The sequence below is a fragment of the Promicromonospora sp. NPDC110617 genome (assembly GCF_055598465.1).
Genome location: NZ_JBVKBM010000001.1, coordinates 2,120,341 through 2,145,383 on the forward strand (window position 1 = coordinate 2,120,341; position 25,043 = coordinate 2,145,383).

General features: G+C 73.3%; 22 protein-coding genes and 1 riboswitch. Of the genes, 13 read left to right on the plus strand and 9 right to left on the minus strand.

What is annotated here, in order from left to right:
* Positions 1–45: 45 nt before the first annotated feature.
* The 5 genes from thiD to ACZ7LE_RS09330 all read right to left on the minus strand — a co-directional run bounded on the left by thiD (position 46) and on the right by ACZ7LE_RS09330 (position 3,909).
* Positions 46–912 carry a bifunctional hydroxymethylpyrimidine kinase/phosphomethylpyrimidine kinase gene (thiD, locus tag ACZ7LE_RS09310; protein ID WP_470402989.1) on the minus strand — a complete coding sequence of 289 codons (867 nt, stop codon included), beginning with the start codon at positions 910–912 and terminating at the stop codon, positions 46–48.
* A 122-nt stretch (positions 913–1,034) separates the two neighbouring features.
* Positions 1,035–1,739, minus strand: a complete 705-nt coding sequence (thiE, locus tag ACZ7LE_RS09315; protein ID WP_470402990.1) for a thiamine phosphate synthase — start codon at positions 1,737–1,739, stop codon at positions 1,035–1,037.
* The gene (gene thiM / locus ACZ7LE_RS09320; RefSeq protein WP_470402991.1) at positions 1,736–2,569 is read right to left on the minus strand and encodes a hydroxyethylthiazole kinase; all 834 of its coding nucleotides are present in this window, start codon (positions 2,567–2,569) and stop codon (positions 1,736–1,738) included. Before thiM ends, thiE begins: the two co-directional genes overlap by 4 nt.
* Positions 2,559–2,656: riboswitch (TPP riboswitch) on the minus strand. Its footprint overlaps the gene before it by 11 nt.
* Before the next feature lie 54 nt (positions 2,657–2,710).
* The gene (locus ACZ7LE_RS09325; protein ID WP_470402992.1) at positions 2,711–3,307 is read right to left on the minus strand and encodes a GNAT family N-acetyltransferase; all 597 of its coding nucleotides are present in this window, start codon (positions 3,305–3,307) and stop codon (positions 2,711–2,713) included.
* Positions 3,304–3,909 (minus strand): TetR/AcrR family transcriptional regulator, encoded by a 606-nt coding sequence (locus tag ACZ7LE_RS09330; RefSeq protein ID WP_470402993.1) that lies wholly within the window; start codon positions 3,907–3,909, stop codon positions 3,304–3,306. The genes ACZ7LE_RS09325 and ACZ7LE_RS09330 overlap by 4 nt, the downstream gene beginning before the upstream one ends.
* A 124-nt stretch (positions 3,910–4,033) precedes the next feature.
* On the opposite strand from ACZ7LE_RS09330, the gene ACZ7LE_RS09335 reads away from it, so the two are divergent.
* Together ACZ7LE_RS09335 and ACZ7LE_RS09340 are read left to right on the plus strand one after the other, a co-directional pair.
* Positions 4,034–5,062: an aldo/keto reductase gene (locus ACZ7LE_RS09335; protein ID WP_470402994.1), complete on the plus strand. Its 1,029-nt coding sequence runs from the start codon at positions 4,034–4,036 to the stop codon at positions 5,060–5,062.
* A 34-nt stretch (positions 5,063–5,096) separates the two neighbouring features.
* Positions 5,097–6,095, plus strand: coding sequence for an SDR family NAD(P)-dependent oxidoreductase (locus ACZ7LE_RS09340; protein ID WP_470402995.1), 999 nt, complete (start codon positions 5,097–5,099; stop codon positions 6,093–6,095).
* A 27-nt stretch (positions 6,096–6,122) separates the two neighbouring features.
* Here ACZ7LE_RS09340 and ACZ7LE_RS09345 read toward each other — a convergent pair whose 3' ends face one another.
* Together ACZ7LE_RS09345 and ACZ7LE_RS09350 are read right to left on the minus strand one after the other, a co-directional pair.
* Entirely contained in the window at positions 6,123–7,526 is a 1,404-nt protein-coding gene (locus ACZ7LE_RS09345) for an aspartate aminotransferase family protein (RefSeq protein WP_470402996.1), read from the minus strand.
* A 47-nt stretch (positions 7,527–7,573) separates the two neighbouring features.
* Complete coding sequence (locus ACZ7LE_RS09350; RefSeq protein WP_470402997.1) at positions 7,574–9,880, minus strand: hypothetical protein; 2,307 nt, start codon at positions 9,878–9,880, stop codon at positions 7,574–7,576.
* A 139-nt stretch (positions 9,881–10,019) separates the two neighbouring features.
* On the opposite strand from ACZ7LE_RS09350, the gene ACZ7LE_RS09355 reads away from it, so the two are divergent.
* From ACZ7LE_RS09355 to ACZ7LE_RS09365, 3 genes are all read left to right on the plus strand, one after another.
* Positions 10,020–11,342, plus strand: coding sequence for a M50 family metallopeptidase (locus tag ACZ7LE_RS09355; RefSeq protein ID WP_470402998.1), 1,323 nt, complete (start codon positions 10,020–10,022; stop codon positions 11,340–11,342).
* Between the two features lie 72 nt (positions 11,343–11,414).
* Positions 11,415–12,557 (plus strand): flavodoxin-dependent (E)-4-hydroxy-3-methylbut-2-enyl-diphosphate synthase, encoded by a 1,143-nt coding sequence (gene ispG, locus ACZ7LE_RS09360; protein WP_285105307.1) that lies wholly within the window; start codon positions 11,415–11,417, stop codon positions 12,555–12,557.
* Positions 12,558–12,617: 60 nt separating this feature from the next.
* Positions 12,618–13,580: a GNAT family N-acetyltransferase gene (locus ACZ7LE_RS09365; protein WP_470402999.1), complete on the plus strand. Its 963-nt coding sequence runs from the start codon at positions 12,618–12,620 to the stop codon at positions 13,578–13,580.
* A gap of 11 nt (positions 13,581–13,591) precedes the next feature.
* Here the strand turns inward: ACZ7LE_RS09365 and ACZ7LE_RS09370 are convergent, their stop codons facing one another.
* Complete coding sequence (locus ACZ7LE_RS09370) at positions 13,592–14,506, minus strand: Fpg/Nei family DNA glycosylase (protein ID WP_470403000.1); 915 nt, start codon at positions 14,504–14,506, stop codon at positions 13,592–13,594.
* 93 nt (positions 14,507–14,599) lie between these two features.
* Between ACZ7LE_RS09370 and ACZ7LE_RS09375 the strand changes: the two genes are divergently transcribed.
* Complete coding sequence (locus ACZ7LE_RS09375; RefSeq protein WP_470403001.1) at positions 14,600–16,426, plus strand: proline--tRNA ligase; 1,827 nt, start codon at positions 14,600–14,602, stop codon at positions 16,424–16,426.
* Positions 16,427–16,447: 21 nt separating this feature from the next.
* Here the strand turns inward: ACZ7LE_RS09375 and ACZ7LE_RS09380 are convergent, their stop codons facing one another.
* Positions 16,448–17,509, minus strand: coding sequence for a DUF4439 domain-containing protein (locus ACZ7LE_RS09380; protein ID WP_470403002.1), 1,062 nt, complete (start codon positions 17,507–17,509; stop codon positions 16,448–16,450).
* A gap of 195 nt (positions 17,510–17,704) precedes the next feature.
* Between ACZ7LE_RS09380 and ACZ7LE_RS09385 the strand changes: the two genes are divergently transcribed.
* From ACZ7LE_RS09385 to truB, 7 genes are all read left to right on the plus strand, one after another.
* Positions 17,705–18,298, plus strand: coding sequence for a ribosome maturation factor RimP (locus ACZ7LE_RS09385; RefSeq protein ID WP_470403003.1), 594 nt, complete (start codon positions 17,705–17,707; stop codon positions 18,296–18,298).
* Between the two features lies 1 nt (position 18,299).
* Positions 18,300–19,349 (plus strand): transcription termination factor NusA, encoded by a 1,050-nt coding sequence (gene nusA / locus ACZ7LE_RS09390; RefSeq protein WP_470403004.1) that lies wholly within the window; start codon positions 18,300–18,302, stop codon positions 19,347–19,349.
* Positions 19,350–19,427: 78 nt separating this feature from the next.
* Complete coding sequence (locus ACZ7LE_RS09395) at positions 19,428–19,703, plus strand: YlxR family protein (protein ID WP_182614532.1); 276 nt, start codon at positions 19,428–19,430, stop codon at positions 19,701–19,703.
* A 177-nt stretch (positions 19,704–19,880) separates the two neighbouring features.
* Positions 19,881–22,856 (plus strand): translation initiation factor IF-2, encoded by a 2,976-nt coding sequence (gene infB / locus ACZ7LE_RS09400; protein ID WP_470403005.1) that lies wholly within the window; start codon positions 19,881–19,883, stop codon positions 22,854–22,856.
* Between the two features lie 106 nt (positions 22,857–22,962).
* Positions 22,963–23,403: a 30S ribosome-binding factor RbfA gene (gene rbfA, locus ACZ7LE_RS09405; protein WP_470403006.1), complete on the plus strand. Its 441-nt coding sequence runs from the start codon at positions 22,963–22,965 to the stop codon at positions 23,401–23,403.
* Positions 23,400–23,948, plus strand: coding sequence for an orotate phosphoribosyltransferase (pyrE, locus tag ACZ7LE_RS09410; RefSeq protein ID WP_470403007.1), 549 nt, complete (start codon positions 23,400–23,402; stop codon positions 23,946–23,948). The genes rbfA and pyrE overlap by 4 nt, the downstream gene beginning before the upstream one ends.
* A 5-nt stretch (positions 23,949–23,953) precedes the next feature.
* Entirely contained in the window at positions 23,954–25,021 is a 1,068-nt protein-coding gene (truB, locus tag ACZ7LE_RS09415; RefSeq protein WP_470403008.1) for a tRNA pseudouridine(55) synthase TruB, read from the plus strand.
* Positions 25,022–25,043 lie beyond the last annotated feature (22 nt).

A 25,043-nucleotide genomic window follows, 5' to 3' on the forward strand; every position in this document is an offset into this window, starting at 1 on the left:
GACTCGCCGGTTCGACGTGGCCGAGTCAGCCGGGTGGTCAGGCGGTCAGCTGGCCGGTGCGCGGGTCGCGAAGCCGTGGTCGACCGGGCCGTGACCATGCCACGGGCCGGTCGTCGTGCCGGTGCCGCCGACGACGAGGCCGTCCGCCGCGCGCAACGCTCCGGTCAGGTACTCCTTGGCGGCCCGGACGGCGGGTTCCCACCTGTCGTGCACGGGTCGCAGCACCGCGCACGCCGAGCTGAGCGTGCAGCCCGTGCCGTGGGTGTTCCGCGTGGGGATCCGGAGCGCCACCAGGGCGACGACGCCGTCCGTGGCGACGCCGTCCCCGCTGACCCCGGGCCCCGCGAGGTGGTCGACCGACTCCGCCGAGTCCAGGTGCCCGCCCTTGACCAGCGCATACCCCGCCCCGAGCGCCCGCAGCGCCCGGGCCTGGTCCGCCGCCTCACTGCCGTCGCGGGCCGGTTCGACGCCGAGCAGCACGGCGGCCTCGGGCAGGTTGGGCGTCACGAGGTCGGCCAGGGGGAGCAGCTCGTCGCGGAGCACCGCCTCGGCGTCGGGCGCCAGCAGCCGGTCGCCCGACGTCGCGACCATCACCGGATCGAGCACCACGAACGGGGCCTGCTCGGCGGCCCGCAGGTCCCGCAGTGCCGCCACGACCGCCCGGGCGACGGCGGCGTCCGTGGTCATTCCGATCTTGATCGCGTCCACGGCGACGTCGGCGAACAGCGTGTCGAGCTGCGCGCGCACCATGTCGGCGGGCACGGGGTGCACCCGCGTCACGCCGGTCGTGGACTGCGCCGTCAGCCCCGTGAGCACCGCGCAGCCGTAGCCGCCGAGCGCCGCGAAGGTCTTCAGGTCGGCCTGGATCCCGGCGCCGCCCGACGGGTCCGAGCCCGCGATCGTCAGAGCCACGACGGGATGGCCGGGCGGGCGCACGCGCGGGGCTGTGTCGTTGCGAGCGGCGGCTTCGGCGGGACGCGCTTCGATGGCGCGAGAGACCTCGCCGACCTGGGCCGCGTCCCGCGCCGGCGCGCTCACGAGGCCGGTCCCGTCGTCGCCCCCGAGCGCACGCCGGAGCGGTTCTCGGCCCGCGCCGCCGCCCAGGCCAGCGCGATCTCCCGCGCCGCGGCGGCCGGGTCGGGCCGCCCGCAGACGGCGGAGACGACGGCGCTGCCGGCCGCACCGGCGCCGTGCAGCGCGGCGACGTCCGCGGCCCGCAGCCCGCCGATCGCCACGCACGGCAGCGCCGCGGCGGCCGTGACGACGCTCAGCCGGGTGAAGCCGATCGCCGGCCGGGCGTCGGACTTGGTCAGGGTGGGTCGCACCGGGCCCACCCCGAGCAGGTCGACGGTGCCGGGCGGCAGGTCGGCCGCGGCCTGCGCCTCCTCCGGCGTGCTGACGCTCAGCCCGAGGTGCCGGTCCGGCCCCAGCAGCCGCCGCGCCGAGACGGGGTCGAGGTCGCGCTGGCCCACGTGGGCGCCGTCGGCGTCGATCGCGAGCGCCACGTCCACCCGGTCGTCCACCACGAGCGGGACGCCGAGCGGCCGCAGCAGGGCGACCAGGGCGCGGCCGAGGTCCACGAGCTCGCGGGTGGTCGCGCCCGGGTCGCGGAGCTGGACGGCGGTCACGCCGCCGTCGACCGCCGCGCCCACCGTGGCGACGACCCCGGCGGGGCCGCCGCACTGCTGGGTGTCGGTGACGAGGTAGACGGACGGGTCGAGGCGGATCCGGGCGCTCATGCCTCGGCCCGCGCGGGCTCATGCCCGGCGGCGGGCTCGTTCACCAGCCCGGCGCCGAACCCGACGGCCTCGGCGTCGACGTCGAACACGCGGTCGACCAGCTCCACGGCGAAGCTGCCGGGGGCGGTCGACGTGGTGCGGTCGGCGGCGACGCACAGCCAGGCCGTCGCGGCGGTCGCGGCGAGCAGGCGGTCCTCGGTGACGGCGGAGCACGCAGCGACCAGCGCGCCGAGCGAGCAGCCGACGCCGGTCACGCGCGTCATCAGGGAGGTGCCCGCCTGGACGCGCACGACGCGCTCGCCGTCGGTGATCAGGTCGGACGCGCCGCTGACGGCGATCACCGCCCCGGAGGCCCGGGCCAGGCCCAGTGCGACGTCCCGCACGGCGTCGGGCGTGTCGAGGGAGTCGACGCCCCGGCCGCCGGCGCCGCCGGCGAGCGCCTGGATCTCGGACGCGTTGCCGCGCACGACGGCGGGGCCGCGCGCGAAGAGCTCGGCCGCGAGTCGGGTGCGCAGCGGCAGCGCGCCGATGGCCACGGGGTCGAGCACCCAGGGCACGCCCGCGGCGGTGGCGCCGTCGACGGCGGCCCGCATGCCGTCGGCCTGGCCGCCCTCGACGGTGCCGAGGTTGACGAGCAGGCCGCCGGCGGCGCCGGCCATGAGGGGCGCCTCCTCGGGGTCGGCGACCATGGCCGGTGCCGCGCCGGCGGCGAGCAGGACGTTGGCGGTGAAGTTGGTGACCACCACGTTGGTCACGCAGTGCACCAGGGGTGCGGTGTCGCGCACCGCGGTGACGACCGACGCGACGGCGTCGGGCAGGACGGAGCCCATGAGGCGTTCCCTTCGCTAGCACTACCTAGATCAGGTTCCACGGGTGCATCTCAGCCGGGCGGGTGCCCGGCGCCCCGCGCCAAGTGGGCCCACCCTAGTCGCGGACGGCGTCCGCCCGAAACCGGCTCCGTGGGTGCGGTGCTAGCTCGACCCCGTCGCGGTCCACTCGCTCGCGAGCACGCCCATGACGACGTCGTCGTGGTAGCGGCCGGCGTGGAAGACGGCCTCCCGGCGTCGTCCCTCCACGACGAAGCCGCACCGTTCGTACGCGCGCCGCGCGTCGGTGTTGAAGCTCCAGACGCTCAGCTCGACGCGGTGCAGGTTCATCTCCTGGAAGGCGTACCGGAGCATGACGCGGACGGCGTCGGACCCGTACCCGTGCCCGGTGTGCTCGGGCCCGAGAATGATGCCGAGGGTGCCGGTGCGCTGCGGCAGGCCGGCTCCGTGGATGGTCACGTGCCCGACGAGGTGCGGGTCCTCGACGGTCTCGACGCTCAGGCCGACCGCGCCCGGGTCGGTGTTGGCGCTCCACGCGCGGAACAGGTCGGCGGCCGGCCCAGCCGGCCGGGGACGCACGGTGGGTTGCTGCAAGGGCTGCCACTCGGAGTCCCGCCACCACCGGTCCAGGTGCGGCAGGTCGTCCTCGGCCAGGGGGCGCAGCCGGACGGCGCGGCCGACCAGCAGGCCGCGACCGTAGTCCCGGGCGTCTTCGCTGCTGGTGAGGCCGCCCGCCGTCATGCGCAGCTGCCGTCCTGGTCCGCGGAGTGCTCCGCCCGGAACTGCAGCCCGTCGACGAGCAGGTCGAGCATGCGCCGGCCGTGGTCCGGCTCCTCGTCCTCCATGGGCAGCGACAGCTTGGACACGGCGTACAGGAGGTCCTGCGGGCTGACGACGGCGCGGACGGCGCCGGCCGCGACGGCGGTGTCGAGCAGCGAGCCGAGGGCGGGGCCGAGCCGCCCGATGAAGTAGGCGGGCAGGGCGTCGAACGCCGGGTCGCCGGAGTGCAGCGCCGAGGCGAGCCCGCGCTTGGTCACGAGGAACTGGGTGTAGCGGTGGAGCCACTTCTCGAGCGCGACGACCGGCGGGTGCTCGGCGGCGAGCACCGGCGCGGCGTCGGCGGTGGCGTCGACCTCGGCCTGGAACACGGCCTTGACCAGGTCGGACCGCTTGGGGAAGTGCCGGTAGAGCGTGCCGACCCCGACGCCGGCCAGGTCGGCGATCTCCTTGGCGGGCGCGTCCACGCCCGACGTGCCGAAGACCTGCTTGGCGGCGTCGAGCAGCGCGTCGATGTTGCGCTGCGCGTCGCGGCGCAGCGGCCGCTGCTCTGTGTTCTGGATCACTTCGCTCCCGATCTCTTGCTAACCGGAATGGCTTTCCATATAGTTCTGGAAGAGCGTTCCGCTTAGCTCAAGACTACGGCATCGCGGTGACGCCCACCAGACCTCTCGACCCCAGGAGGGCCCCATGCAGTACCGCAGCCTCGGCCGGACCGGCATCAAGGTCAGCCCCTACGCGCTCGGCGCGATGATGTTCGGCGCGATCGGCAACCCGGACCACGACGAGTCGGTCAAGATCATCCACAAGGCCCTCGACGCGGGCATCAACTTCATCGACACGGCCGACGCCTACTCGCGCGGCGAGTCCGAGGAGATCGTGGGCAAGGCGCTCAAGGGCCGCCGCGACGACGTCGTGCTGGCCACCAAGGTGCACCTGCCCATGAGCGACGACCCCAACCACCGCGGCAACTCGCGGCGCTGGATCATCGCCGAGGTGGAGAACTCGCTGCGCCGCCTGGGCACCGACCACATCGACCTGTACCAGATCCACCGGCCCGACCCGGACACGGACGTCGAGGACACGCTGGCCGCGCTGACCTACCTGGTCAACTCCGGCAAGGTGCGCGCCATCGGGTCGTCCACGATGCCCGCCGCCGACATGGTCCAGGCGCAGTGGGTGGCCGAGCGGCGCGGCCTGGAGCGGTTCCGCACCGAGCAGCCGCCGTACTCGATCCTGAACCGCGGCATCGAGCGCGACGTCCTGCCGGTCGCCCAGCAGTTCGGCATGGGCACCCTCGTGTGGAGCCCGCTGGCCGGAGGCATGCTCACCGGCAAGTACCGCAAGGGCCGCGCCAGCGACGCCCACCGGGCGCAGTACGGGTTCGCGCACCTGCAGGACGAGCGGCGTCTCGACGTCGTCGAACAGCTCATCCCGGTCGCCCAGGACGCCGGGATCCCGCTGAACCACCTCGCGATGGCGTTCGCCGTCGCCCACCCCGGTGTCACGTCCGCGATCATCGGCCCGCGCACCATGGAACACCTCGACAGCGCGCTCGCGGGCGCCGAGGTGAGGCTGAGCGACGAGACCCTCGACCGGATCGACGCCATCGTGCCGCCCGGCACCGACATCGGCCGCCTCGACATGGCCTACGACCCGCCGGCCATCCAGCAGCCCACCCTGCGCCGCCGACCCGCGGAACAGCGCGCCGCCGCCTGACCCGGGCTCGCCCCACCGCACGAAGGGAAACGTCATGTCACATCGCCAGCACCCCCTCGGCACCGGCTTCACCGCTGCCTCCACGGTTGACGACGTCCTCGCGGGCGTCGACCTGACCGGCAGGAACGTCGTCGTCACGGGCGGACACTCGGGCCTGGGCCTGGTGGCCACGCGCGCGCTGGCCGGGGCCGGCGCCTCGGTCACGGTCGCCTCGCGCGACCCCGAGCGCGCGGCCGCCGCCGTCGCCGGGATCGAACGGGTCGAGGTCGGCCGGCTCGACCTGCTGGATCCCGTGTCGATCGACGCGTTCGTCGAGCGCTACCTGGGCTCCGGCCGACCGCTGCACGTGCTGATCAACAACGCGGGCCACCCGGCCCCGGCGCGGGTCGAGCGGGACGCGCGCGGCTACGAGGTGCAGCTCGCCACCAACCATCTCGGGCACGCCCAGCTCACCCTGGGTCTCCACCCGGCGCTCCGGGCGGCGGACGGCGCCCGCGTGGTCACCACCACGTCCGGCGCGCAGCGGATGTCCGACATCCTGTGGGACGACCCGAACTTCACCGCCGGCGGCTACGACCCGGGGCTGGCGTATGCCCAGTCCAAGACGGCGAACGTGCTGTTCACGGTCGAGCTCGACCGGCGCTGGGCGGCCGAGGGCATCCGCGCGTACGCGCCGCACCCCGGCATCGTGCCGGCCACCGCGTTCAACCGCTCCGTGGGCGAGGCCGCGCAGCGCGCGATGCGCCTCATCGACGACGCCGGCAACCCGGTCATCGACCCGGAGCACGGCAAGAAGACGCCGGAGCAGGGCGCCGCGACGATCGTGTTCGCCGCGACCAGCCCCCTGCTGGCCGACGTCGGCGGCGTCTACCTCAACAACAGCGACGTCTCGCCGCTGGACGAGGACCCGCGGCCCGTCGACCTCACTGGGGCGGACGCCGACGACGTGCCGGCCGACGTCGTGCCGCACTCGATCAACCCGGACTCGGCCCGCCGGCTGTGGGCCCTGACGGAGCGCCTGCTGGCGGCGTGACCGGGCGCACATCCGTGCGCGGGCCGGTCACAGCCGCGTCCACGCCTCGCTCAGCACGCCTCGCAGGATCTGCTCGATCTCGTCGAACTCCGGCTGCCCGATCGTCAGCGGCGGCGCGAGCTGGACCACCGGGTCGCCGCGGTCGTCGGCGCGGCAGTACAGCCCCGCCTCGAACAGCGCGGGCGTGAGGAACCCGCGCAGCAGGCGCTCGGCCTCGTCGCCGGAGAAGGTCTCGCGCGTGCCCTTGTCCCGGACGAGCTCGATCCCGTAGAAGTACCCGGCGCCGCGCACGTCGCCGACGATCGGCAGATCGTGCAGCCGCTCCAGGGTGGCCCGGAAGGCGGGCGCGTTCTCCTTGACCCGCCCGGTCAGGTCCTCCTCGTCGAAGAGGTCGAGGTTCGCCATCGCGACAGCCGCCGACACCGGGTGCCCGCCGAACGTGTACCCGTGCGCGAACGTCGTGGACCCGTGGGCGAACGGCTCGAACACCCGGTCGGAGACGAGGCACGCGCCGATCGGGGAGTAGCCCGACGCCATACCCTTGGCACACGTGATCATGTCCGGCACGTAGCCGAAGTCGTCGCACGCGAAGATCGACCCGATCCGGCCGAACGCGCAGATCACCTCGTCGGAGACCAGCAGCACGTCGTGCCGGTCGCAGATCTCGCGCACCCGCTCGAAGTACCCCGGCGGGGGCGGGAAGCAGCCGCCGGCGTTCTGCACGGGTTCGAGGAAGACGGCCGCCACCGAGTCGGGCCCCTCCGCCTCGATGAGCGCCTCGATCTGGTCGGCGGCCCACCGGCCGAACGCCTTCGGGTCGTCACGGAGGTCTTCCGCGGCCCGGTAGATGTTGGTGTTCGGCACCTTGAAGGCGCCCGGGACGAGGGGCTCGAACGGCTCCTTGAGGCCCGGCAGACCCGTGACGGACAGCGCGCCGTGCGTGGTGCCGTGGTACGCGATGGTCCGCGAGATCACCTTGTACTTGCCCGGCCGGCCCTGCAGCTTCCAGTACTGCTTGGCCAGCTTGAACGCCGTCTCCACGGCCTCGGAGCCGCCGGTGGTGAAGAACACGCGGTTCAGGTCGCCCGGCGCGAGGTCGGCCAGCCGTTCGGCCAGGTCGATGGCCGGCGGGTGCGCGAACGACCAGAGCGGGAAGAAGGCGAGCTCGCCCGCCTGCCGTGCCGCGGCCTCGGCGAGCACCCTGCGGCCGTGCCCCGCCTGGACCACGAACAGGCCCGAGAGCCCGTCGATGTACCGGCGTCCGGCCGCGTCCCAGACGTGATGGCCCGCGCCGCGCACCAGTGTGGGCACCCCGGCGTCCCAGGCCGACTGCCGCGTGAAGTGCCCCCAGAGGTGCCGCCGGGCGGCGTCGTCCCGCGGGGTTCCCCGCGGCGTGACGTTCGCCCCGCCGGGGGCAGCGTTCTCGGTCATCGTCGTCCCCCGTCGTCGCGGCTCCTCGACCAGGCTAAGCGGGTGGGTCAGCGGCGGCTCGTCCAGTTGAACACCGCCCAGCCCGTCACCAGCGCCCCCACGGTGACCAGCGCGGTCGCCGTGACCGCCTGGAGCGGGCCGATCAGCGACGCGTCCAGCGCCACCTGGACCGTGCCGATCAGGGCGTACACCCCGGCGAACACCGTGATGGCCGACAGCGTGCCGTCCATCAGCCGGCGCCGGGACCGCTCCCGCCGGGCCTCCGCCGCGCGCTCGCGGTCGCCGTGCAGGCGCTCGAGCGCGGCCAGCCGGGCCGCAATGGGCTCCTGCAGCAGCTCGCGCAGCCGTTCCGTGACGACGGCGGCCTGCTGCTCGAACCGCGACGCGTGCAGGAGCTGGTTGAGCATCCGCGACTCCAGGGCGGAGGCGAGGAACGTGGGGGAGGTGATCGTGGTCAGGGTCGTGCGCACCTCCGAGGCGAACTCGTGCAGCCGCAGCTGCTCGCGCGTGAGCCGCTCCTTGCGGTCGGCGAGGTCGGCGCCGTTGTTCACGTCGTGGTCGGCGAGCATGGTCGCGACGATCCGCAGGTGGTCCGCCAGGGTGGCGTTCCAGGCGCTGAACAGCCCGTTGAGGCTGGCGACGAACTCGGCGAGCGAGCCGTACTGGGAGATCTTGAAGTGCGCCGTGCCGACCAGCGCGACGGTGGTCGAGTTGGTGGCCACCGCCACGACGTCGCCCAGGTGCCGCACCCCCTCCAGGAGCACGGGGTTGCGCTGGCGCAGCGTCCAGTCGCACAGCGTGGCCGTGCCGTAGGACACGGGCTGCAGCAGCACCTGCGAGCCGAACGCGGCCAGCATCTCGTCGCCCATGGTGACCGGCGTCCGGCGCTCCGGGGGCGCGGCCGGGCCGCGGCCCCGGCTCGCCTCGTAGACCGTGGTGACCACGTGGGCCCGCCCCTGGGCGATCTCGGTGCCCTTGCGGACCAGGTCCGCCGTCGCGCGCTGGAGCAGGTCGGCCAGGTCGAAGAGGCGTTCCGGCGGCAGTGCGCCGCCGGGGTCGACGTCGACGGGGGATCCGTCCAGCGCGATCCACCGCACGCGGATGTCGGCGTGCAGGTTGGACAGGCGGAACCGGGCGTCGCGGACCTGCTGCGGTGACTGGTCGCGCGACGAGTACCGGAACCGCACGTAGTGGTTGCCGAACTCGGTGAACCGCACGTCGCAGGACAGCTCCGCGATGAACGTCCCGTCGGGCTGCTCCAGGCGCACGTTCGGCATGGACAGCGACGCGCCCCCGTAGGGGCGGGCGGCCCGGTCGACGCTCGCCCAGACGTCGTCCATCTTGAGGCGGCCGCGGACGGCGAAGGCCTGGACGCCGAGCAGCTCCGGGTGCTCGTCCCGGTGCGCGAGACGGCGGATGGCGGTGACCGCCGCGGCGGGCCGCACGTCCCGCAGCCCGAACGGGTAGACGTAGACGGTCCGCAGCCGGTCGAGCGTGAGCCAGGTCGAGTCGAGGTTGCGGTACAGCTCGGTCAGGTGCATCCGGTAGGAGCGCAGCTCGCTGGCCAGGATGTAGTTGAGGTGCCGGTCGGTCTCGGCGGCGCGCAGGCCGTCCAGCGCGGGGCCCAGCCGGGCGGGTTCCCCGGCCATGGCCTCGGACGCCGCCCGCGCGGCCTCGGCCAGGGCGCGGAAGTACCGCACGCGGGTCACGGCCTGGGGCACGAGGGCGCGGCGGAACGGCGAGGTCGGGTCGGGGATCGCCCGGGCGGCCTGCAGCAGCTCCCCGCACCGCTCACCGGCCCGCCCCGCGGCGTCGGCCACGCGGAGCAGGTCGCCCGCGCTGCGCGCGGCCGCCGTGTGCATCTGGGTGATCAGCGTGCGCAGCAGCACGGCGACGGCGTCGCCCTCGGCCCGGCAGACGTCGTCGGGCGCCTGGTCGCGGCACGTCTCCCAGGTCTCGACGAAGGCGCGCAGCGGCACGATGATGCGGCCGTGCCGGAAGGTGTACTGCAGGGCGTCGCTCGCCTGCGACCACAGGTAGACGCCGAGCAGCGCGGCGGCACGCGGCCGCTCGACGACGGCGCGCAGCGCGGCGGCGGTCTCCGGGCCGCGTGGGTCGCCGGGCACGGGGTGGCGGCGGTTGGGCGCGTCGCCGTCGTCGCCCATGTTCCAGCGCGAGGCCGCCCAGATCGCGCTGACGTCCACACCGATCTCGCGCAGCTGCCGCGCCACCCGGGAGTCGCCGTCGGCCGCGGACCACGCCTCGGTCTGGAACATCGAGGTCAGGCTCTCCGCGAGGGAGGACGGGCCGTGCGCGTGCAGCTCCCGAAACCCAGGGACGGACGAAACCGACATGCCCACAGGTTAATGATCAGTAACCGATGTTTCAACGAATCACCATGTGGGCGGCATGGGGTGAACGTCGGGTGGCCGTCGCGGGGGGAGCCGTGCAGTCCCCGCCGGGCTGTCAGAGAGGTGTCGTAGTCTCGGTCCCGTGAGCATCGTTCCGCACATCATCGGTGTGCTCGTCCTGCTGGTGGGCGTCCTGGTCTCGGTCGGTCTGCACGAGCTGGGGCACATGATCCCGGCCAAGAAGTTCGGCGTGCGCGTGAGCCAGTACATGGTGGGCTTCGGGCCCACCCTGTGGTCGCGCACCAAGGGCGAGACGGAGTACGGCATCAAGGCGATCCCCCTCGGCGGGTTCGTGCGCCTCGTCGGCATGATGCCGCCCGCCCCCGCCGGCACCCGCCGCGGCAAGGGTTTCTGGAACGAGCTCGTCGCCGACGCGCGCGACGCGTCGGTCGCGGAGGTGCGGCCCGGCGAGGAGCACCGCGCCTTCTACAACCTCTCGACGCCCAAGAAGCTCGTCGTCATGTTCGGCGGGCCCTTCATGAACCTCGTGATCGCCACGTTCCTCATGGCGATCATCCTGATCGGCTACGGCCTGCCCGCCGTCTCCACGACGGTCGCGCAGCTCTCCGAGTGCGTCCCCGCCTCCGTGACGTCCACCGCCACGGGTGACGACTGCGAGGGGCAGCCCGCCGCCCCCGCCGCCGCGGCAGGGCTCCAGCCCGGCGACGAGGTCGTCTCCTTCGGCGGCACCGAGGTGACCGGCTGGCAGCAGCTGGTCGGCCTCATCAACGAGTCCGCCGGGCAGGAGTCCGAGGTCGTGGTGCTGCGCGACGGCGAGCGCGTCTCGCTCGAGGTCACCCCCGCCCCCACGGAGCGCCCGGTCGTGGACGAGCAGGGTGTCGCGGTCCTGGGTGCCGACGGCGAGCCCGTCGTCGAGCCCGGCGGCTTCGTGGGCTTCTCCCCGCTCCAGGTCCGTGAGCGCCAGCCCCTGTCCCGCGTGCTGCCCGAGGTGGGCAACATGACCTGGCAGACCGCGACCATGGTGGCGACCCTGCCGGTCCGCGTGGCCGACGCGGCCACCCAGGCCTTCACGGACGAGGAGCGCTCGCAGGACTCGGTCCAGTCGATGGTGGGCGTGGCCCGGATCAGCGGCGAGATCATGGCGCTGGACGAGGCGATCCTCGACCGCGTGATGATCTACCTGAGCCTGCTCGCGAGCCTCAACATCGCGCTGTTCGTCTTCAACCTCATCCCGCTGCTGCCGCTCGACGGCGGGCACCTGGTCAACGCCCTCTACGAGGGCGGCAAGCGCACGGTCGCCCGGGTGCGCGGGGCGGCCGTCCTGCCCGGCCCGGCCGACGTCGCGCGCATGACTCCCGTGGCGTACGTGGTCTTCCTGATCCTGCTGGGTGTGGGCGGCGTCCTCGTCGTGGCTGACCTGGTGGATCCCGTGCGGATCACGTGACGCCGGGCACGATGTGCGTTTTGACCCCTCCGAAGAGTGGATACTGAGTCCGTGACCGCAATCAGCCTCGGCATGCCAGCAGCACCCCCGCCGGTCCTCGCCCCTCGCCGCAAGACCCGGAAGATCAAGGTCGGCAAGGTGGAGGTGGGCGGTGACGCTCCCATCAGCGTGCAGTCCATGACCACCACGCCCACCACCGACATCAACGCGACCCTCCAGCAGATCGCGGAGCTCACCACGGCAGGCTGCGACATCGTGCGCGTCGCCGTCCCGAGCGCCGACGACGCCGAGGCGCTGCCGATCATCGCGAAGAAGTCCCAGATCCCCGTGATCGCGGACATCCACTTCCAGCCCAAGTACGTGTACGCCGCGATCGACGCCGGCTGCGCCGCCGTCCGCGTCAACCCGGGCAACATCCGCAAGTTCGACGACCAGGTCAAGCAGATCGCCCAGGCGGCCAAGGACGCCGGGGTCTCTCTGCGGATCGGCGTCAACGCGGGCTCGCTCGACAAGCGCATCCTGGAGAAGTACGGCAAGCCCACCCCGGAGGCCCTCGTGGAGTCCGCCGTGTGGGAGGCCAGCCTCTTCGAGGAGCACGACTTCCACGACTTCAAGATCTCGGTCAAGCACAACGACCCGGTCGTGATGGTGCGCGCCTACGAGCTGCTCTCCGAGCGGGGCGACTGGCCGCTGCACCTCGGCGTCACCGAGGCCGGCCCCGCCTTCCAGGGCACCATCAAGTCGGCCACCGCGTTCGGCGCACTGCTCAGCAAGGGCATCGGCGACACGATCCGCGTCTCCCTCTCGGCCCCGCCGGTCGAGGAGGTCAAGGTCGGCAACCAGATCCTGCAGGCGCTGAACCTGCGGCCCCGCAAGCTCGAGATCGTGTCCTGCCCATCCTGCGGCCGCGCCCAGGTGGACGTGTACACGCTCGCCGAGAAGGTCACCGCCGGCCTGGAGGGCATGACGGTCCCGCTGCGCGTCGCCGTCATGGGCTGCGTCGTCAACGGCCCGGGCGAGGCCCGCGAGGCCGACCTCGGTGTGGCGTCGGGCAACGGCAAGGGCCAGATCTTCGTCAAGGGCGAGGTCATCAAGACCGTTCCCGAGGCGATGATCGTCGAGACCCTCATCGAAGAGGCGATGCGGATCGCGGACGAGATGCCCACGCCGGAGAATGAGGCACAGGCCGGTTCGCCGGTCGTCTCCGTCGGCTGAGCCGGAGCAGCACCTCGGACTCGGGCGATACTGAAGGGTCGGACTCGAACGGAGCAAGGCATGGCTCGGTGGCGCACCCCGGTTCCGGCCGGGGCGCGCCCTGACGGGCCGTTCGAACCGGGCGAAGGGGACATTCGCGCGCAGCTCGACCGGGGCGAGGTCCTCGCCCGGGCCCTGACGCGCGCCGACCTGACGGCGGCGCTCGCGGTCTGCGCCGTCGACCCGGTCGCCTCGGTGCTCGCCACGGCCCGGCTGGAGATCGCGGCGCGGTCCGGGTTCGGCGCCGCCGCGGGCCAGGCGTGGGGGTTCCCCGCCGTCGGCCCGCTCGAGGCGGTGTGCTGGTCCGGCGCCAACCTGGTGCCCGTGGTCCCGATCACCGAACCAGCCCGCCGTGCCGAGGCGATCGCCGCCTTCACGGCGGTCGCCCGCGTGTACGGGCGCCGGTCGTCGTCGATCGTGGGGGAGCAGGGGGCAGCGCTCGCGCTCTGGGAACGGCTGTCCCCGCACTGGCCACCGGCCCGGGACATCCGCGCCGACCAGCCGTCGATGGCCATCGGGACGGCACCCTCGGTGCCGCCCGAGCCCACGGTCCGCCGCTCGGTCCCGGCCGAGCTCGAGCTCGTGCTCCCCGCCTGCGTGCGCATGTTCACCGAGGAGGTCGGCTACTCGCCTGTCGCCTCCGGCGGCTCCGCCTACGCGGAGCGCGTGAAGTCGCTCATCGCGGAGGGGCGGTCGTTCGTCCGCCTCGTGCCCGACGGCGCGGGGCGGCCCGCCGTGGGCTTCAAGGCCGAGCTCGGCGCGGTGGCCGGCGGGGTGGCCCAGGTGCAGGGCGTCTGGGTGGAGCCGGCGTTCCGTGGCCGCGGCTGGTCGGAGTCGGGCATGGCCGCGGTGGTCGAGACGACCCGCGCGTCGGTCGCGCCGATCGTCTCGCTCTATGTGAACGCCTACAACGAGCGGGCCATGGCCGCGTACCGGCGGGTCGGGTTCGAGCAGGTGGGCACCTTCGCGACCGTCCTGTTCTGACCCCGACCCCGTCAGCGCAGCAGCTTGGACATGCGGCGGTCCGCCAGCGGCTTGCCGCCCGTCTGGCACGTGGGGCAGTACTGCATCGACCGGTCGGCGAACGACACCTCGTGCACCGTGTCGCCGCACGGCACGCCGTTCCAGCCCGGGCACGGCTCGCCGGTGCGTCCGTGCACCCGCATCCCGGCCCGCTTGGCGTCCTTGAGCTCCTTGGCCGGCTTGCCCGACGCCGCCTCGATCGCCTCCGTGAGCACGTCGCCGATCGCCGTGTGCAGCCGGGCGGTCTCCTCCGGCGTGAACGTCCCGGTCAGCTTGTACGGGCTGAACCGGCCCACGAGCAGGATCTCGTCGCTGTAGGCGTTGCCGATCCCCGCGATGGCCCGCTGGTCGCGCAGCAGTCCCTTGACCTGCTGGTTCTTCGCCGCGAGCAGCTGGGCCAGCACGTCGGTGGTGAACTCGGGCGCCAGCGGCTCCACGCCCAGCGAGGCGATCATCTCGACGTCGGCCGGGTCACGGACCACGTGCACCGCGAGCCGTTTGCGGGTTCCCGCCTCGGTCAGGTCGAACCCGGAGCCGTCGTCGAGCCGCACGCGCAGGGCGAGGACGGCGCCCCGGCTGGAACCGCCGAGCGACGGCCGGACGGGCTTGGTCGACAGGGCGTCCGACCAGCGCACCCAGCCGCCCCGGGAGAGATGGAAGACCAGGTGGAGCGGGGCGGCGTCGGCGGAGGCCGGGGAGATCGCCAGGTCCAGCCACTTGCCGTGCCGGGCCACGTCCGTGACCTGGCCCCCGGCGAGCGCCGCGGGCGGCGGGTCGAACGTCTTGAGCGCCGCGATCGAACCGACCTCCACCGCGCTCACCGTGCGCCCCGCGGTCCGCGCGCGCAGGAAGTCGGCGAGCGCGGCGACCTCGGGCAGCTCCGGCATGGCCTCATCCTCCGCAACTTCCCGGGACACGGCAAGGTAAGGACCACGAATTCCAGGCGAGCCGCAGCGCCTCGCGCGGATAGGCTGTGCCCCATGTCTTCCGCACGCCTCACTCAGGGCGACGTGCTGCGCATGTCGTCCCTCTTCGTCCGTACCCTGCGCGAGGACCCGGCCGAGGCCGAGGTCGCCAGCCACAAGCTCCTCGTGCGGGCCGGGTACATCCGCCGGGCCGCCCCGGGCATCTACTCGTGGCTGCCGCTCGGTCTGCGGGTGCTGGCCAAGATCGAGGCGATCGTCCGCGAGGAGATGGTCGCGATCGGCGGCCAGGAGGTGCACTTCCCGGCGCTGCTGCCGCGGGAGCCCTACGAGGCGACGGGCCGCTGGGAGGAGTACGGCGCCGGCCTGTTCCGGCTCAAGGACCGCAAGGACGCCGACTACCTGCTCGCGCCCACGCACGAGGAGATGTTCGCGCTCCTGGTCAAGGACCTGTACTCGTCGTACAAGGACCTGCCGGTCACGCTCTTTCAGATCCAGACCAAGTACCGCGACGAGGCGCGCCCCCGCGCGGGCCTGATCCGCGGGCGCGAGTTCATCATGAAGGACTCGTACTCCTTCGACGTCAAGGACGAGGGCCTGGACGTCAGCTACCAGAAGCACCGCGAGGCGTACGAGAAGATCTTCACGCGCCTCGGCCTGGACTACGTGATCGTCTCCGCCATGTCGGGCGCCATGGGCGGCTCCCGCTCCGAGGAGTTCCTCTCGCCCTCGCCGATCGGCGAGGACACGTTCGTGCGCTCGCCCGGCGGCTACGCCGCCAACGTCGAGGCCGTGGTCACGCCCGTCCCCGAGGCGATCCCGTACGACGACGCCCCCGCGGCCCACGTCGAGGACACCCCCGACACCCCGACGATCGCCACGCTGGTCGACGTCGCCAACGCGAAGTTCCCCCGCCCCGACCGGGCCTGGACCGCGGCCGACACCCTGAAGAACGTGGTGCTCGCGCTGGTCCAGCCCGACGGCACCCGCGAGCTGGTCGTCGTCGGCCTGCCCGGCGACCGCGAGGTCGACCTCAAGCGCATCGAGGCGGCGCTGACGCCGGCCGAGCCCGAGGCCGCCACCGAGGAGGACTTCAAGAAGTTCCCCCAGCTGGTCAAGGGCTACATCGGGCCGCAGGCGCTCGGTCCCCAGGGCGAGCAGGTCGAGGGCGAGGACGGCGAGAAGGTCCCGGCCATCCGTTACCTGCTGGACCCCCGCGTGGTGCCCGGCACCCGCTGGATCACCGGCGCCAACGCGCCCGGCAAGCACGTGTTCGACCTGGTGGCCGGCCGCGACTTCACGGCCGACGGCACCGTCGAGGCCGCCGAGGTGCGCGCCGGCGACCCGGCGCCCGACGGCTCCGGCCCGCTGGAGCTCGCCCGCGGCATCGAGATGGGCCACATCTTCCAGCTCGGCCGCAAGTACGCCGAGGCCCTGGGTCTGGTCGTGCTCGACGAGAACGGCAAGCAGGCCGTGGTGACCATGGGCTCGTACGGCGTCGGCGTCACGCGTGCCCTGGCCGCGCTGGCCGAGGCCAACCACGACGAGCGCGGCCTGGCTTGGCCGGCGCACGTGGCTCCGGCACACGTGCACCTGATCGCGGGGGGCAAGGATGCCGCGGTGTTCGAGGCGTCCGCGAAGATCGCGGACGAGCTCGCGGCACGCGGCGTCGAGGTGCTCTACGACGACCGGGCCGGGAAGACGTCGATCGGCGTGAAGTTCAAGGACGCCGAGCTGCTCGGCGCCCCGCTCGTGGTCACCGTGGGCAAGACCCTCGCCGACGGCGTGGTCGAGGTCCGGCCGCGCGCGGGCGAGGCGGAGCAGTTCCCTGTCGACGGCATCGTGGACGCCGTGGTCGAGCGGGTCGACGCCCTGCTGGCCTGAGGCCCAGGTCGGGCCCGGCCGTCAGGCGAGCTCCGGCAGTCCCGGGAACGGGACTGCCGGAGCGCCCCACCGGGCGCCGGCGAGCGTGGAGTCCGTCAGGAGCGCGACCAGCACGGCGCGCGTGCCCGGCTCGGCGAGGCCCACCAGCGAGGCGTAGTTCTGCGCGAGGCCGTTCTCGAGGTCGCGGGCGAGGTCCGTCGTGGTGGTCTCCGGCCCGGGCACCGCGTAGGCGACGCGCCGCGGATCCTGGTCGGTCCCGGCCGTCCCCGCGAGGACGGCCCAGTCCCGGGCCCGCGCGCGGTGCACGACGGCTCGGTCGAGCGCCTGGGTGCGGATCGGCTCGTCGGCCTGCGCCGCCCGTACCTCGAGCGCGTAGGCGGCCGTGTCCTCGGCCAGGATCAGGGCGCTCAGGTCCTCGGCCGCCAGACCGGTGGGCGCCACGGGCGCCTCCTCGCTCGTGGCCGACGCCGGTGTCGCCGAACCCTCGTCGCCTTCGCTGGGCTCCGGAGCGGGATCGGCGGGCTCGGGGATCGTCGTGGAGGGCAGGGCGGGGCCGTCGGCGCCGGTGAGCTGCGCGAGGGTCCTGGCGTGCTGCGTCTGCGACGTGGAGATCGAGGCGAGCAGTCGGCCCAGCGGCCCGGACTGCGCCTGGTCGGCGGCAGCCCGGGTGCGCGTCGCCGCGTCGCGCAGCGACGTGACGACGGCCCGCGGCGTCGGCTCCTCGGCGGTCGCGGAGGGCGAGGAGCCGGAGTCCTCGGCCACGATGTCGCCGAGGCCCGAGTCGTACTCGCCGCCGAGCTCCTCCGCCTGCACGGTCGCCGTCTCGGCGATGACGGTGAGCTCGGTCCTGACGGCGGCCCTGATCCCGTCCGACGTCGCGGCGGCCTCGGCCTGGTCGGCCACCAGCAGCGCGTCGGCCACCGCAGTGCGCCGCAGGACCTCCGCCGCGTCCGGCACCGGCTCGGTCGGCGGCGGCGTCTCGAGCCGCAGCCCGCAACCTGAGAGAATGATCGCGCAGGTCAGGGCCAGCGCGGTCAGGCCTGACCGGCGTCGGGTACGGGCCGTGCGGTTCGAGGCGTTCATCGTGGCCGATGATGCCATGTTCCGGAACCCCGTTCGTCCCTGGCCGGTTGCGGTCGGGTCACGGACATCACGTTCTTCGCGAAGTGCCGAGGTCCGACGCTTCGTTAGGCTTGACGCAGACAACAACAGCACATCGGTCGAACCGTTCCGGCTCGAACCGTGCCCCCGCCCGGGGGAGCCGACGGGAGGCAGTCGATGACACAGCAGGCGGATGCGGTCCGCGAGGTGGTGGGACCGGTGGTCGAGGCCGCGGGGCTCTACCTCGAGGAGGTGAGCGCCACCCGGGCGGGCAGCAAGTCCGTGGTCCGGGTCACCGTCGACCTGCCGGACGACGCCGTGGGCAGCCTGGACTCCGACGTCCTCGGCGACGTGTCGCGCGCGATCTCCGCGGCGCTGGACACGGACGACGTCGTCGCCGGCGCCTACACGCTCGAGATCTCGACGCCGGGCACCTCCCGGCCGCTGACCGAGCTGCGGCACTTCAAGCGCGCCCGGACGCGGATGGTGACGCTCAAGCTCACCGACGGCAGCCGGGTCGAGGGTCGGCTGACCGACGTGCTCGACGACGCCGACGGTGCCGTCCTGGTGCTCGACGACGACCGGCGGCTCCCCGCCGGCGACGTCGCCCGGGGCAAGGTCGAGGTCGAGCTGCGACGGCTCGAGGACGCCCAGGATGCCGAGGATTCGGAACTGGGCGAGAGTGCAGGTGAAGACACCGACGAGGACTCGGACGGTGCCGCTACGGACAACACGACCGAGGGTCACCCCGGCCGCAACGAGGAAGGCTGACATGGACATCGACATGAGCACGCTCCGGATGCTGGAGCGCGAGAGGGACCTCAGCCTGGACGTGCTCGTCGCGGCCATCGAGCAGGCGCTCCTCTCGGCCTACCACCGCACCCCGGACGCCTACAACCGGGCCCGGGTCGAGGTGGACCGCGCGTCGGGCCACGTGACGGTGTGGGCGCGCGAGGAGCTGCCCGGCGCCACGGACCCCGAGGACCCGGATGCGCGTCCCGTGGTGGAGCTCGGGCCCGAGTTCGACGACACCCCGCAGGACTTCGGCCGCATCGCGACCGCGACGGCCCGCCAGGTGATCGTCCAGCGGCTGCGCGACGCCGAGGACGACCAGGTGCTCGGCACCTTCCGCGGCAAGGAGGGCGAGGTCCTGGCCGGCGTCATCCAGCAGGGCCGCGACCCGCGCATGGTGCTCGTGGACGTGGGCGGCACCGAGGCCGTGCTGCCCCCGCACGAGCAGGTACCCACCGAGGAGTACGTGCACGGCGAGCGGCTGCGCGCCTACGTGGTGGAGGTCAGCCGCGGAATGAAGGGCCCCCAGATCACGTTGAGCCGTACGCACCCGAACCTGGTGCGCAAGCTCTTCGAGCTCGAGGTCCCGGAGATCGCGGACGGCTCGGTGGAGATCACCGCCATCGCCCGCGAGGCGGGGCACCGCACCAAGATGGCCGTGCGTTCCCGCGTGTCGGGGCTCAACGCCAAGGGTGCGTGCATCGGCCCGATGGGCGCCCGCGTGCGCGCCGTGATGGCCGAGCTGCACGGCGAGAAGATCGACATCGTCGACCACAGCGACGACCCCGCGTCCTTCGTGGCCAGCGCGCTGTCGCCGGCGCGTGTGTCGTCCGTCACAGTGGTCGACGCCGACGCGCGTGCCGCACGGGCGATCGTCCCCGACTACCAGCTGTCTCTCGCGATCGGCAAGGAAGGGCAGAACGCCCGGCTCGCCGCGAAGCTGACGGGGTGGCGGATCGACATCCGCTCGGACGAGGCGGCGGACGCCGACGCAGGTGGCGCCGCCGCCGACGCACAGAGCGGTCGGTAACGCCCGGTGGGTCGGCGCGGTAGACTGTCCGAGTCTGGGCCGCGTGCTCGTCCTTCGACATACCCCGCTCCGCCTGTCATGGGCCCGGTGCGGACGTGTGTCGGATGCCGGGGGCGCGACCAGCGGTCTGCACTCCTGCGTCTGGTGCTGGACACCCCGATGCATGATGTCGACGTGGCAGAGCCACGGCGCATCGTCGTCGACGTCCGTGCCTGTCTGCCGGGTCGTGGCGCCTGGGTCCACCCGGTGCCGCAGTGCCTGGAGCTCGCCGAGCGCCGCAGGGCCGTCCCCCGCGCACTGCGCGCCGACGGGCCTCTCGACCTCGGCGAGGTGCGAGCACACCTCGGCCGGTGAGGGTGCCGACCGCAAGACCGTTCCGACCGGGCGCGACAGAGCACCCGGCCGAATCACGAAGTTCGTCGACAAGGAAGCGGGTTTGAAGCCGATGGGCACCCGATGAGTCCCCAGCGATGAGTACGCAGTACTAACGGTGGTCCTCCCTGTCCCGGGACGGACCGAGACAGGAGAGATGTGGCGAAGATCCGCGTTCACGAGCTGGCAAAGCAGCTCGGAGTGGAGAGCAAGACCCTGATGGGCGAGCTGAAGGCCGCGGGCGAGTTCGTCCGCTCGGCCTCCTCGACCCTCGAGGCCCCGGTCGAGCGAGCGATGCGCGACAAGTTCCCCGTCGGTGGCGCCGCTGGCGCGTCCGACAAGGGCGCCGCGGCGAAGCCGGCCGCGAAGAGCGCGCCGAAGCCGGCCGCGAAGCCCGCGGCCCGTAAGCCTGCCGAGGCGGCACCTGCCCCGGCTCCCGCACCGGCCCCGGCACCCAGGTCCGAGGCGGCACCCGCACCCGCGCCCGCCCCGGCACCGACCCCTGCGCCGGCGGCTCCCGCCCCGGCCCCGGCGGCCGAGCAGACCCCTGCGGTGCCTGCGGCATCGGCCACGCCGGCCGCCGCTGCGCCCAAGCCCGGTGCGCCGAAGCCGGCCGCCGCGGCCCCCAAGCCCGGTGCGCCCAAGCCCGCCGCCGCCCCCTCCGGCGCGCGTCCGGGTGGTCGTGACGGCGGCCGTGGTGGCCGTCCGGGTGGCGGTAACCCGCGTCCGGGCAACAACCCCTTCGCGACCAGCCAGGGCATGCCCCGTCCCGGTGGCGGCCGTGGTGGCCGTCCTGCGGCCGGTGGCGGCGAGCGTCCCGGTGGCGGTAACCCGCGTCCGGGCAACAACCCCTTCGCGACCAGCCAGGGCATGCCGCGTCCGGGGCAGCGCCCCGAGCGCAGCGAGTCGGCCGGCGAGCGCCCGGGCGGTCCCCGTCCCGGTGGCCCGCGTCCCTCGGCGCCCCGTCCCGGTGGCACCGGTGGCGGCGGCCCGCGCCCGAACCCCGGCATGATGCCGGGCAAGACCAACATGCCGCGTCCGGGCGACCGCCCGGCTCCGGGTGGTGGCCGCGGTCGCCCCGGTGGCGGCGGCGGTGGCCGTCCCGGTCCTGGGGGCGCCGGCGGTGCCGGTGCTCCGGGCCGTCCCGGTGGTGGCGGCGGCTTCGGCGGCCCGCGCCGGGGTGCCGGTGGTCGCGGTGCGACGCAGGGTGCCTTCGGGCGCGCCGGCGGCAAGCCGGTCCGCGGTCGTAAGTCGCGCCGGGCGAAGCGCCAGGAGTTCGAGGCGATGCAGGCCCCGTCGCTCGGCGGCGTGCAGGTTCCCCGCGGCAACGGCAGCACGGTCGTGCGCCTGCGCCACGGTGCGTCGCTGAACGACTTCGCCGACAAGATCGACGCGAACCCCGCGGCGCTCGTGACCGTCCTGTTCCACCTGGGCGAGATGGCCACGGCCACGCAGTCGCTCGACGAGGACACGTTCGGCACGCTCGCGACCGAGCTCGGCTACCAGATCGAGATGGTCTCGGCCGAGGAGGAGGACCGCGAGCTGCTCGGGTCGTTCGACATCGACCTGGAGGCCGAGGAGGCAGGGGAGTCCGACGACGACCTGGCCGCCCGTCCGCCGGTCGTGACCGTCATGGGTCACGTCGACCACGGTAAGACCAAGCTGCTCGACGCCATCCGCAAGTCGGACGTGGTGGCGGGCGAGCACGGTGGCATCACGCAGCACATCGGTGCCTACCAGATCACGCACGAGCACGAGGGCACCGAGCGTGCCATCACGTTCATCGACACCCCGGGTCACGAGGCGTTCACCGCCATGCGTGCCCGTGGTGCCCAGGTCACGGACATCGCGATCCTCGTGGTCGCGGCCGACGACGGTGTGATGCCGCAGACGGTCGAGGCCGTGAACCACGCGCAGGCCGCCGGCGTGCCGATCGTCGTCGCCGTCAACAAGATCGACGTCGAGGGTGCCAACCCGGCGAAGGTGCGTCAGCAGCTCACCGAGTACAACCTGGTGGCCGAGGAGTACGGCGGCGACACGATGTTCGTGGATGTCGCGGCCAAGCCGGGGATCGGCATCGACGACCTCATCGAGGCCGTCCTGCTGACCGCCGACGCGGCCCTCGACCTGCGCGCCAACCCGTCCAAGGACGCGCGCGGCGTCGCGATCGAGGCCAACCTCGACAAGGGCCGTGGCCCCGTGGCCACGGTGCTGGTCCAGTCGGGCACGCTGCACGTCGGCGACTCGATCGTCGCCGGCACGGCCCACGGCCGTGTGCGTGCGATGTTCGACGAGCACGGCAACGCGGTCGACGCCGCGACGCCCGCCCGTCCGGTCCAGGTGCTGGGTCTCACCAGCGTCCCGAGCGCCGGTGACACGTTCCTCGTGGCGCCGGACGACCGCACGGCACGCCAGATCGCCGAGAAGCGTGAGGCCGCCGAGCGCGCCGCGACGCTGGCCAAGCGCCGCAAGCGGATCAGCCTCGAGGACTTCGACACCGAGCTCAAGAAGGGCAAGGTCGAGAGCCTCAACCTCATCCTCAAGGGCGACGTGTCCGGTGCCGTCGAGGCACTGGAGGACGCGCTGCTCAAGATCGACGTGGGCGAGGAGGTCGAGCTGCGCGTCATCCACCGTGGTGTGGGTGCGATCACGCAGAACGACGTCAACCTGGCCACCGTCGACAGCGCCGTGATCATCGGCTTCAACGTGAAGTACGGCGAGCGCGTCGAGGAGCTGGCGGAGCGCGAAGGCGTCGACGTCAAGTTCTACTCGGTCATCTACCAGGCGATCGAGGACGTCGAGGCGGCCCTCAAGGGCATGCTCAAGCCGGAGTACGAGGAGGTCCAGCTCGGGACCGCGGAGATCCGTCAGGTCTTCCGTTCCTCGAAGTTCGGCAACATCGCCGGTTCGGTGGTCCGCTCGGGCACCATCCGACGCAACTCGAAGGCGCGCGTGCTCCGCAACGGCACCGTCGTGGGGGACAACCTCACGATCGAGTCGCTCCGTCGCGAGAAGGACGACGTCACCGAGGTCCGCGAGGGCTTCGAGTGCGGTATCGGTCTCGGGTCGTTCAACGACGTCACCGAGGGCGACATCATCGAGACCTTCGAGATGCGCGAGAAGCCGCGCGACTGACACCACTGTCGCCGAGTCAGCATGCTGGTCCGTCCAGATCCCGGGACTTCCCGGGGTTCGGGCGGACCAGCATGCTGACTCGGCGGAGTCGGAAAGGAAAAGGACCATGGTCGACAATCCGCGGGCTCGTAAGCTCGCCGACCGCATCAAGGTGATCGTCGCGCAGATGATCGACTCGCGGATCAAGGATCCGCGGCTCGGCTTCGTGACGGTCACGGACGTCCGCGTCACCGGCGACCTGCAGAACGCGTCGGTGTTCTACACGGTCTACGGCTCGGACGAGGACCGTGAGGGAACGGCCGCGGCGCTGAAGAGCGCCACGGGCATGATCCGCTCCGAGGTGGGCAAGCAGACCGGTGTGCGCCTGACGCCCACCATCGAGTTCCACCTCGACTCGGTCCCCGACACGGCCGCCCACCTCGACGCCGCGCTGATCGAGGCGCGCAAGCGGGACGCCGAGCTCGAGGCACTGCGTGCCGGCGCCCGGTACGCGGGCGACGAGGACCCGTACAAGAAGCCGCGCGAGGACGACGCCGAGACCGAGTGACCTCCGACCCCGCGCTCGCGCGTGACATCGACGCCGCCTGCCGCCTGACCGGGACGTTCACGCTCCGGTCGGGCCAGGTGGCGTCGGAGTACTTCGACAAGTACCTGTTCGAGACGGACCCGGCGCTGCTGGCCCGGGTCGCTCGTCAGATGGTGCCGCTGGTCCCCGCGGGCGCCGAGCTGCTCGGCGGCCTCGAGCTCGGCGGGGTGCCGATCGTGACCGTGCTCAGCGGCCTGACCGGCACGGGCGCGCTGTACGTGCGCAAGCAGGCCAAGGAGTACGGCACCGCGAAGCTCGCGGAGGGGCCGCCGGTCGAGGGCCGTCGGGTCGTGCTCGTCGAGGACGTGATCACGACCGGGGGCGCCGTCCGCGACGCGACGTCCGCGCTCCGGGCCGCCGGGGCCGTCGTCGACACGGTGGTCTGCGCGATCGACCGCAGCCCGGCCGGCAGCACGCCCCTGGCGGACGTCGGCGTGGAGGTCCGCGCCGTCCTGACCAAGGCGGACCTCGACGCCGCGCGGCGCTCCGCGGGCGCGGGATACTGATCCCCATGACCTCTCCCACCTCGCAGGCTCCCGCGCGCCGTCCCACGGCTGCCGACGGGTTCGTCGTGGTCGACAAGCCGCAGGGCTGGACCAGCCACGACGTCGTCGGGCGGATGCGGCGCCTGGCCGGGACACGCAAGGTCGGCCACGCCGGCACGCTCGACCCGATGGCGACCGGCGTGCTCGTGCTCGGGATCGGCCGGGCGACCAAGCTGCTGACCTATGTGGTGGGCGCCGACAAGGACTACGACGCCACGATCCGGCTGGGCGTGGCCACGACCACGGACGACGCCGAGGGGACGGTGGCCGAGGTGGCCGGCCCGGACGCCGTGGGGCGCGTGGACCGGGCGGCGCTGGACGCCGCGATCGCGGATCTCACGGGCGACATCCTGCAGGTGCCCACGTCCGTGTCCGCGATCAAGGTGGACGGCAAGCGCGCCTACGCGCGCGTCCGGGCGGGTGAGGAGGTCGCGCTGAAGGCGCGGCCCGTCACCGTGTCCCGGTTCGAGGTCCTGGACGTCCGCACGACGACGGCGGTCGTGCCCGACGGCGACCTCGCGGACGGTGATCCGGAGGTCGACCCCGCTGCCGAGCCCGGCGTCGCCCCCACGGCCGCCGAACCCGGTGACGGCCCCACCCGCGAGGTGCCCGTGGTGGACGTCGACGTGCGCGTCACCGTCTCGTCCGGCACCTACGTGCGCGCCCTGGCCCGCGACCTCGGCGACGCGCTCGGCACCGGCGGACACCTGACCGCGCTGCGCCGCACGCGGGTGGGCGGCTATCTGCTGGCCGGCGCCCGGACGCTGCAGGAGCTGGAGGCGCAGGCCGACGCCGACGGCACGCTGGCCACGCTCCCGCTGGCCGACGCCGCGCGCGGCACCTTCCCGGTGCGCGAGCTCGACGAGGCCGAGGTGCGCGCGCTCGGGTACGGCCAGTGGGTCGAGCCCTCGGGGCAGGCCGAGGTCGTGGCGGCGCTGTCGCCGTCGGGCACGCTCGTGGCGCTGCTGGAGGACACGCGGCGCCGCGGGGAGGTCCTCGCCAAGCCGGTCCTGGTGCTCGCGCCCGCTTCCTGAGCCGGGCACGAGCACCAGGGAC

Bases quoted from the DNA above. Each gene is read 5' to 3' on its own strand.
- thiE (WP_470402990.1), bottom strand. From the start codon at position 1,739: ATGAGCGCCCGGATCCGCCTCGACCCGTCCGTCTACCTCGTCACCGAC.
- thiM (WP_470402991.1), bottom strand. From the start codon at position 2,569: ATGGGCTCCGTCCTGCCCGACGCCGTCGCGTCGGTCGTCACCGCGGTG.
- ACZ7LE_RS09325 (WP_470402992.1), bottom strand. From the start codon at position 3,307: ATGACGGCGGGCGGCCTCACCAGCAGCGAAGACGCCCGGGACTACGGT.
- ACZ7LE_RS09335 (WP_470402994.1), top strand. From the start codon at position 4,034: ATGCAGTACCGCAGCCTCGGCCGGACCGGCATCAAGGTCAGCCCCTAC.
- ACZ7LE_RS09340 (WP_470402995.1), top strand. From the start codon at position 5,097: ATGTCACATCGCCAGCACCCCCTCGGCACCGGCTTCACCGCTGCCTCC.
- ACZ7LE_RS09345 (WP_470402996.1), bottom strand. From the start codon at position 7,526: ATGACCGAGAACGCTGCCCCCGGCGGGGCGAACGTCACGCCGCGGGGA.
- ACZ7LE_RS09350 (WP_470402997.1), bottom strand. From the start codon at position 9,880: ATGTCGGTTTCGTCCGTCCCTGGGTTTCGGGAGCTGCACGCGCACGGC.
- ispG (WP_285105307.1), top strand. From the start codon at position 11,415: ATGCCAGCAGCACCCCCGCCGGTCCTCGCCCCTCGCCGCAAGACCCGG.
- ACZ7LE_RS09365 (WP_470402999.1), top strand. From the start codon at position 12,618: ATGGCTCGGTGGCGCACCCCGGTTCCGGCCGGGGCGCGCCCTGACGGG.
- ACZ7LE_RS09370 (WP_470403000.1), bottom strand. From the start codon at position 14,506: ATGCCGGAGCTGCCCGAGGTCGCCGCGCTCGCCGACTTCCTGCGCGCG.
- ACZ7LE_RS09375 (WP_470403001.1), top strand. From the start codon at position 14,600: ATGTCTTCCGCACGCCTCACTCAGGGCGACGTGCTGCGCATGTCGTCC.
- ACZ7LE_RS09380 (WP_470403002.1), bottom strand. From the start codon at position 17,509: ATGAACGCCTCGAACCGCACGGCCCGTACCCGACGCCGGTCAGGCCTG.
- ACZ7LE_RS09385 (WP_470403003.1), top strand. From the start codon at position 17,705: ATGACACAGCAGGCGGATGCGGTCCGCGAGGTGGTGGGACCGGTGGTC.
- nusA (WP_470403004.1), top strand. From the start codon at position 18,300: ATGGACATCGACATGAGCACGCTCCGGATGCTGGAGCGCGAGAGGGAC.
- ACZ7LE_RS09395 (WP_182614532.1), top strand. From the start codon at position 19,428: ATGGGCCCGGTGCGGACGTGTGTCGGATGCCGGGGGCGCGACCAGCGG.
- rbfA (WP_470403006.1), top strand. From the start codon at position 22,963: ATGGTCGACAATCCGCGGGCTCGTAAGCTCGCCGACCGCATCAAGGTG.
- truB (WP_470403008.1), top strand. From the start codon at position 23,954: ATGACCTCTCCCACCTCGCAGGCTCCCGCGCGCCGTCCCACGGCTGCC.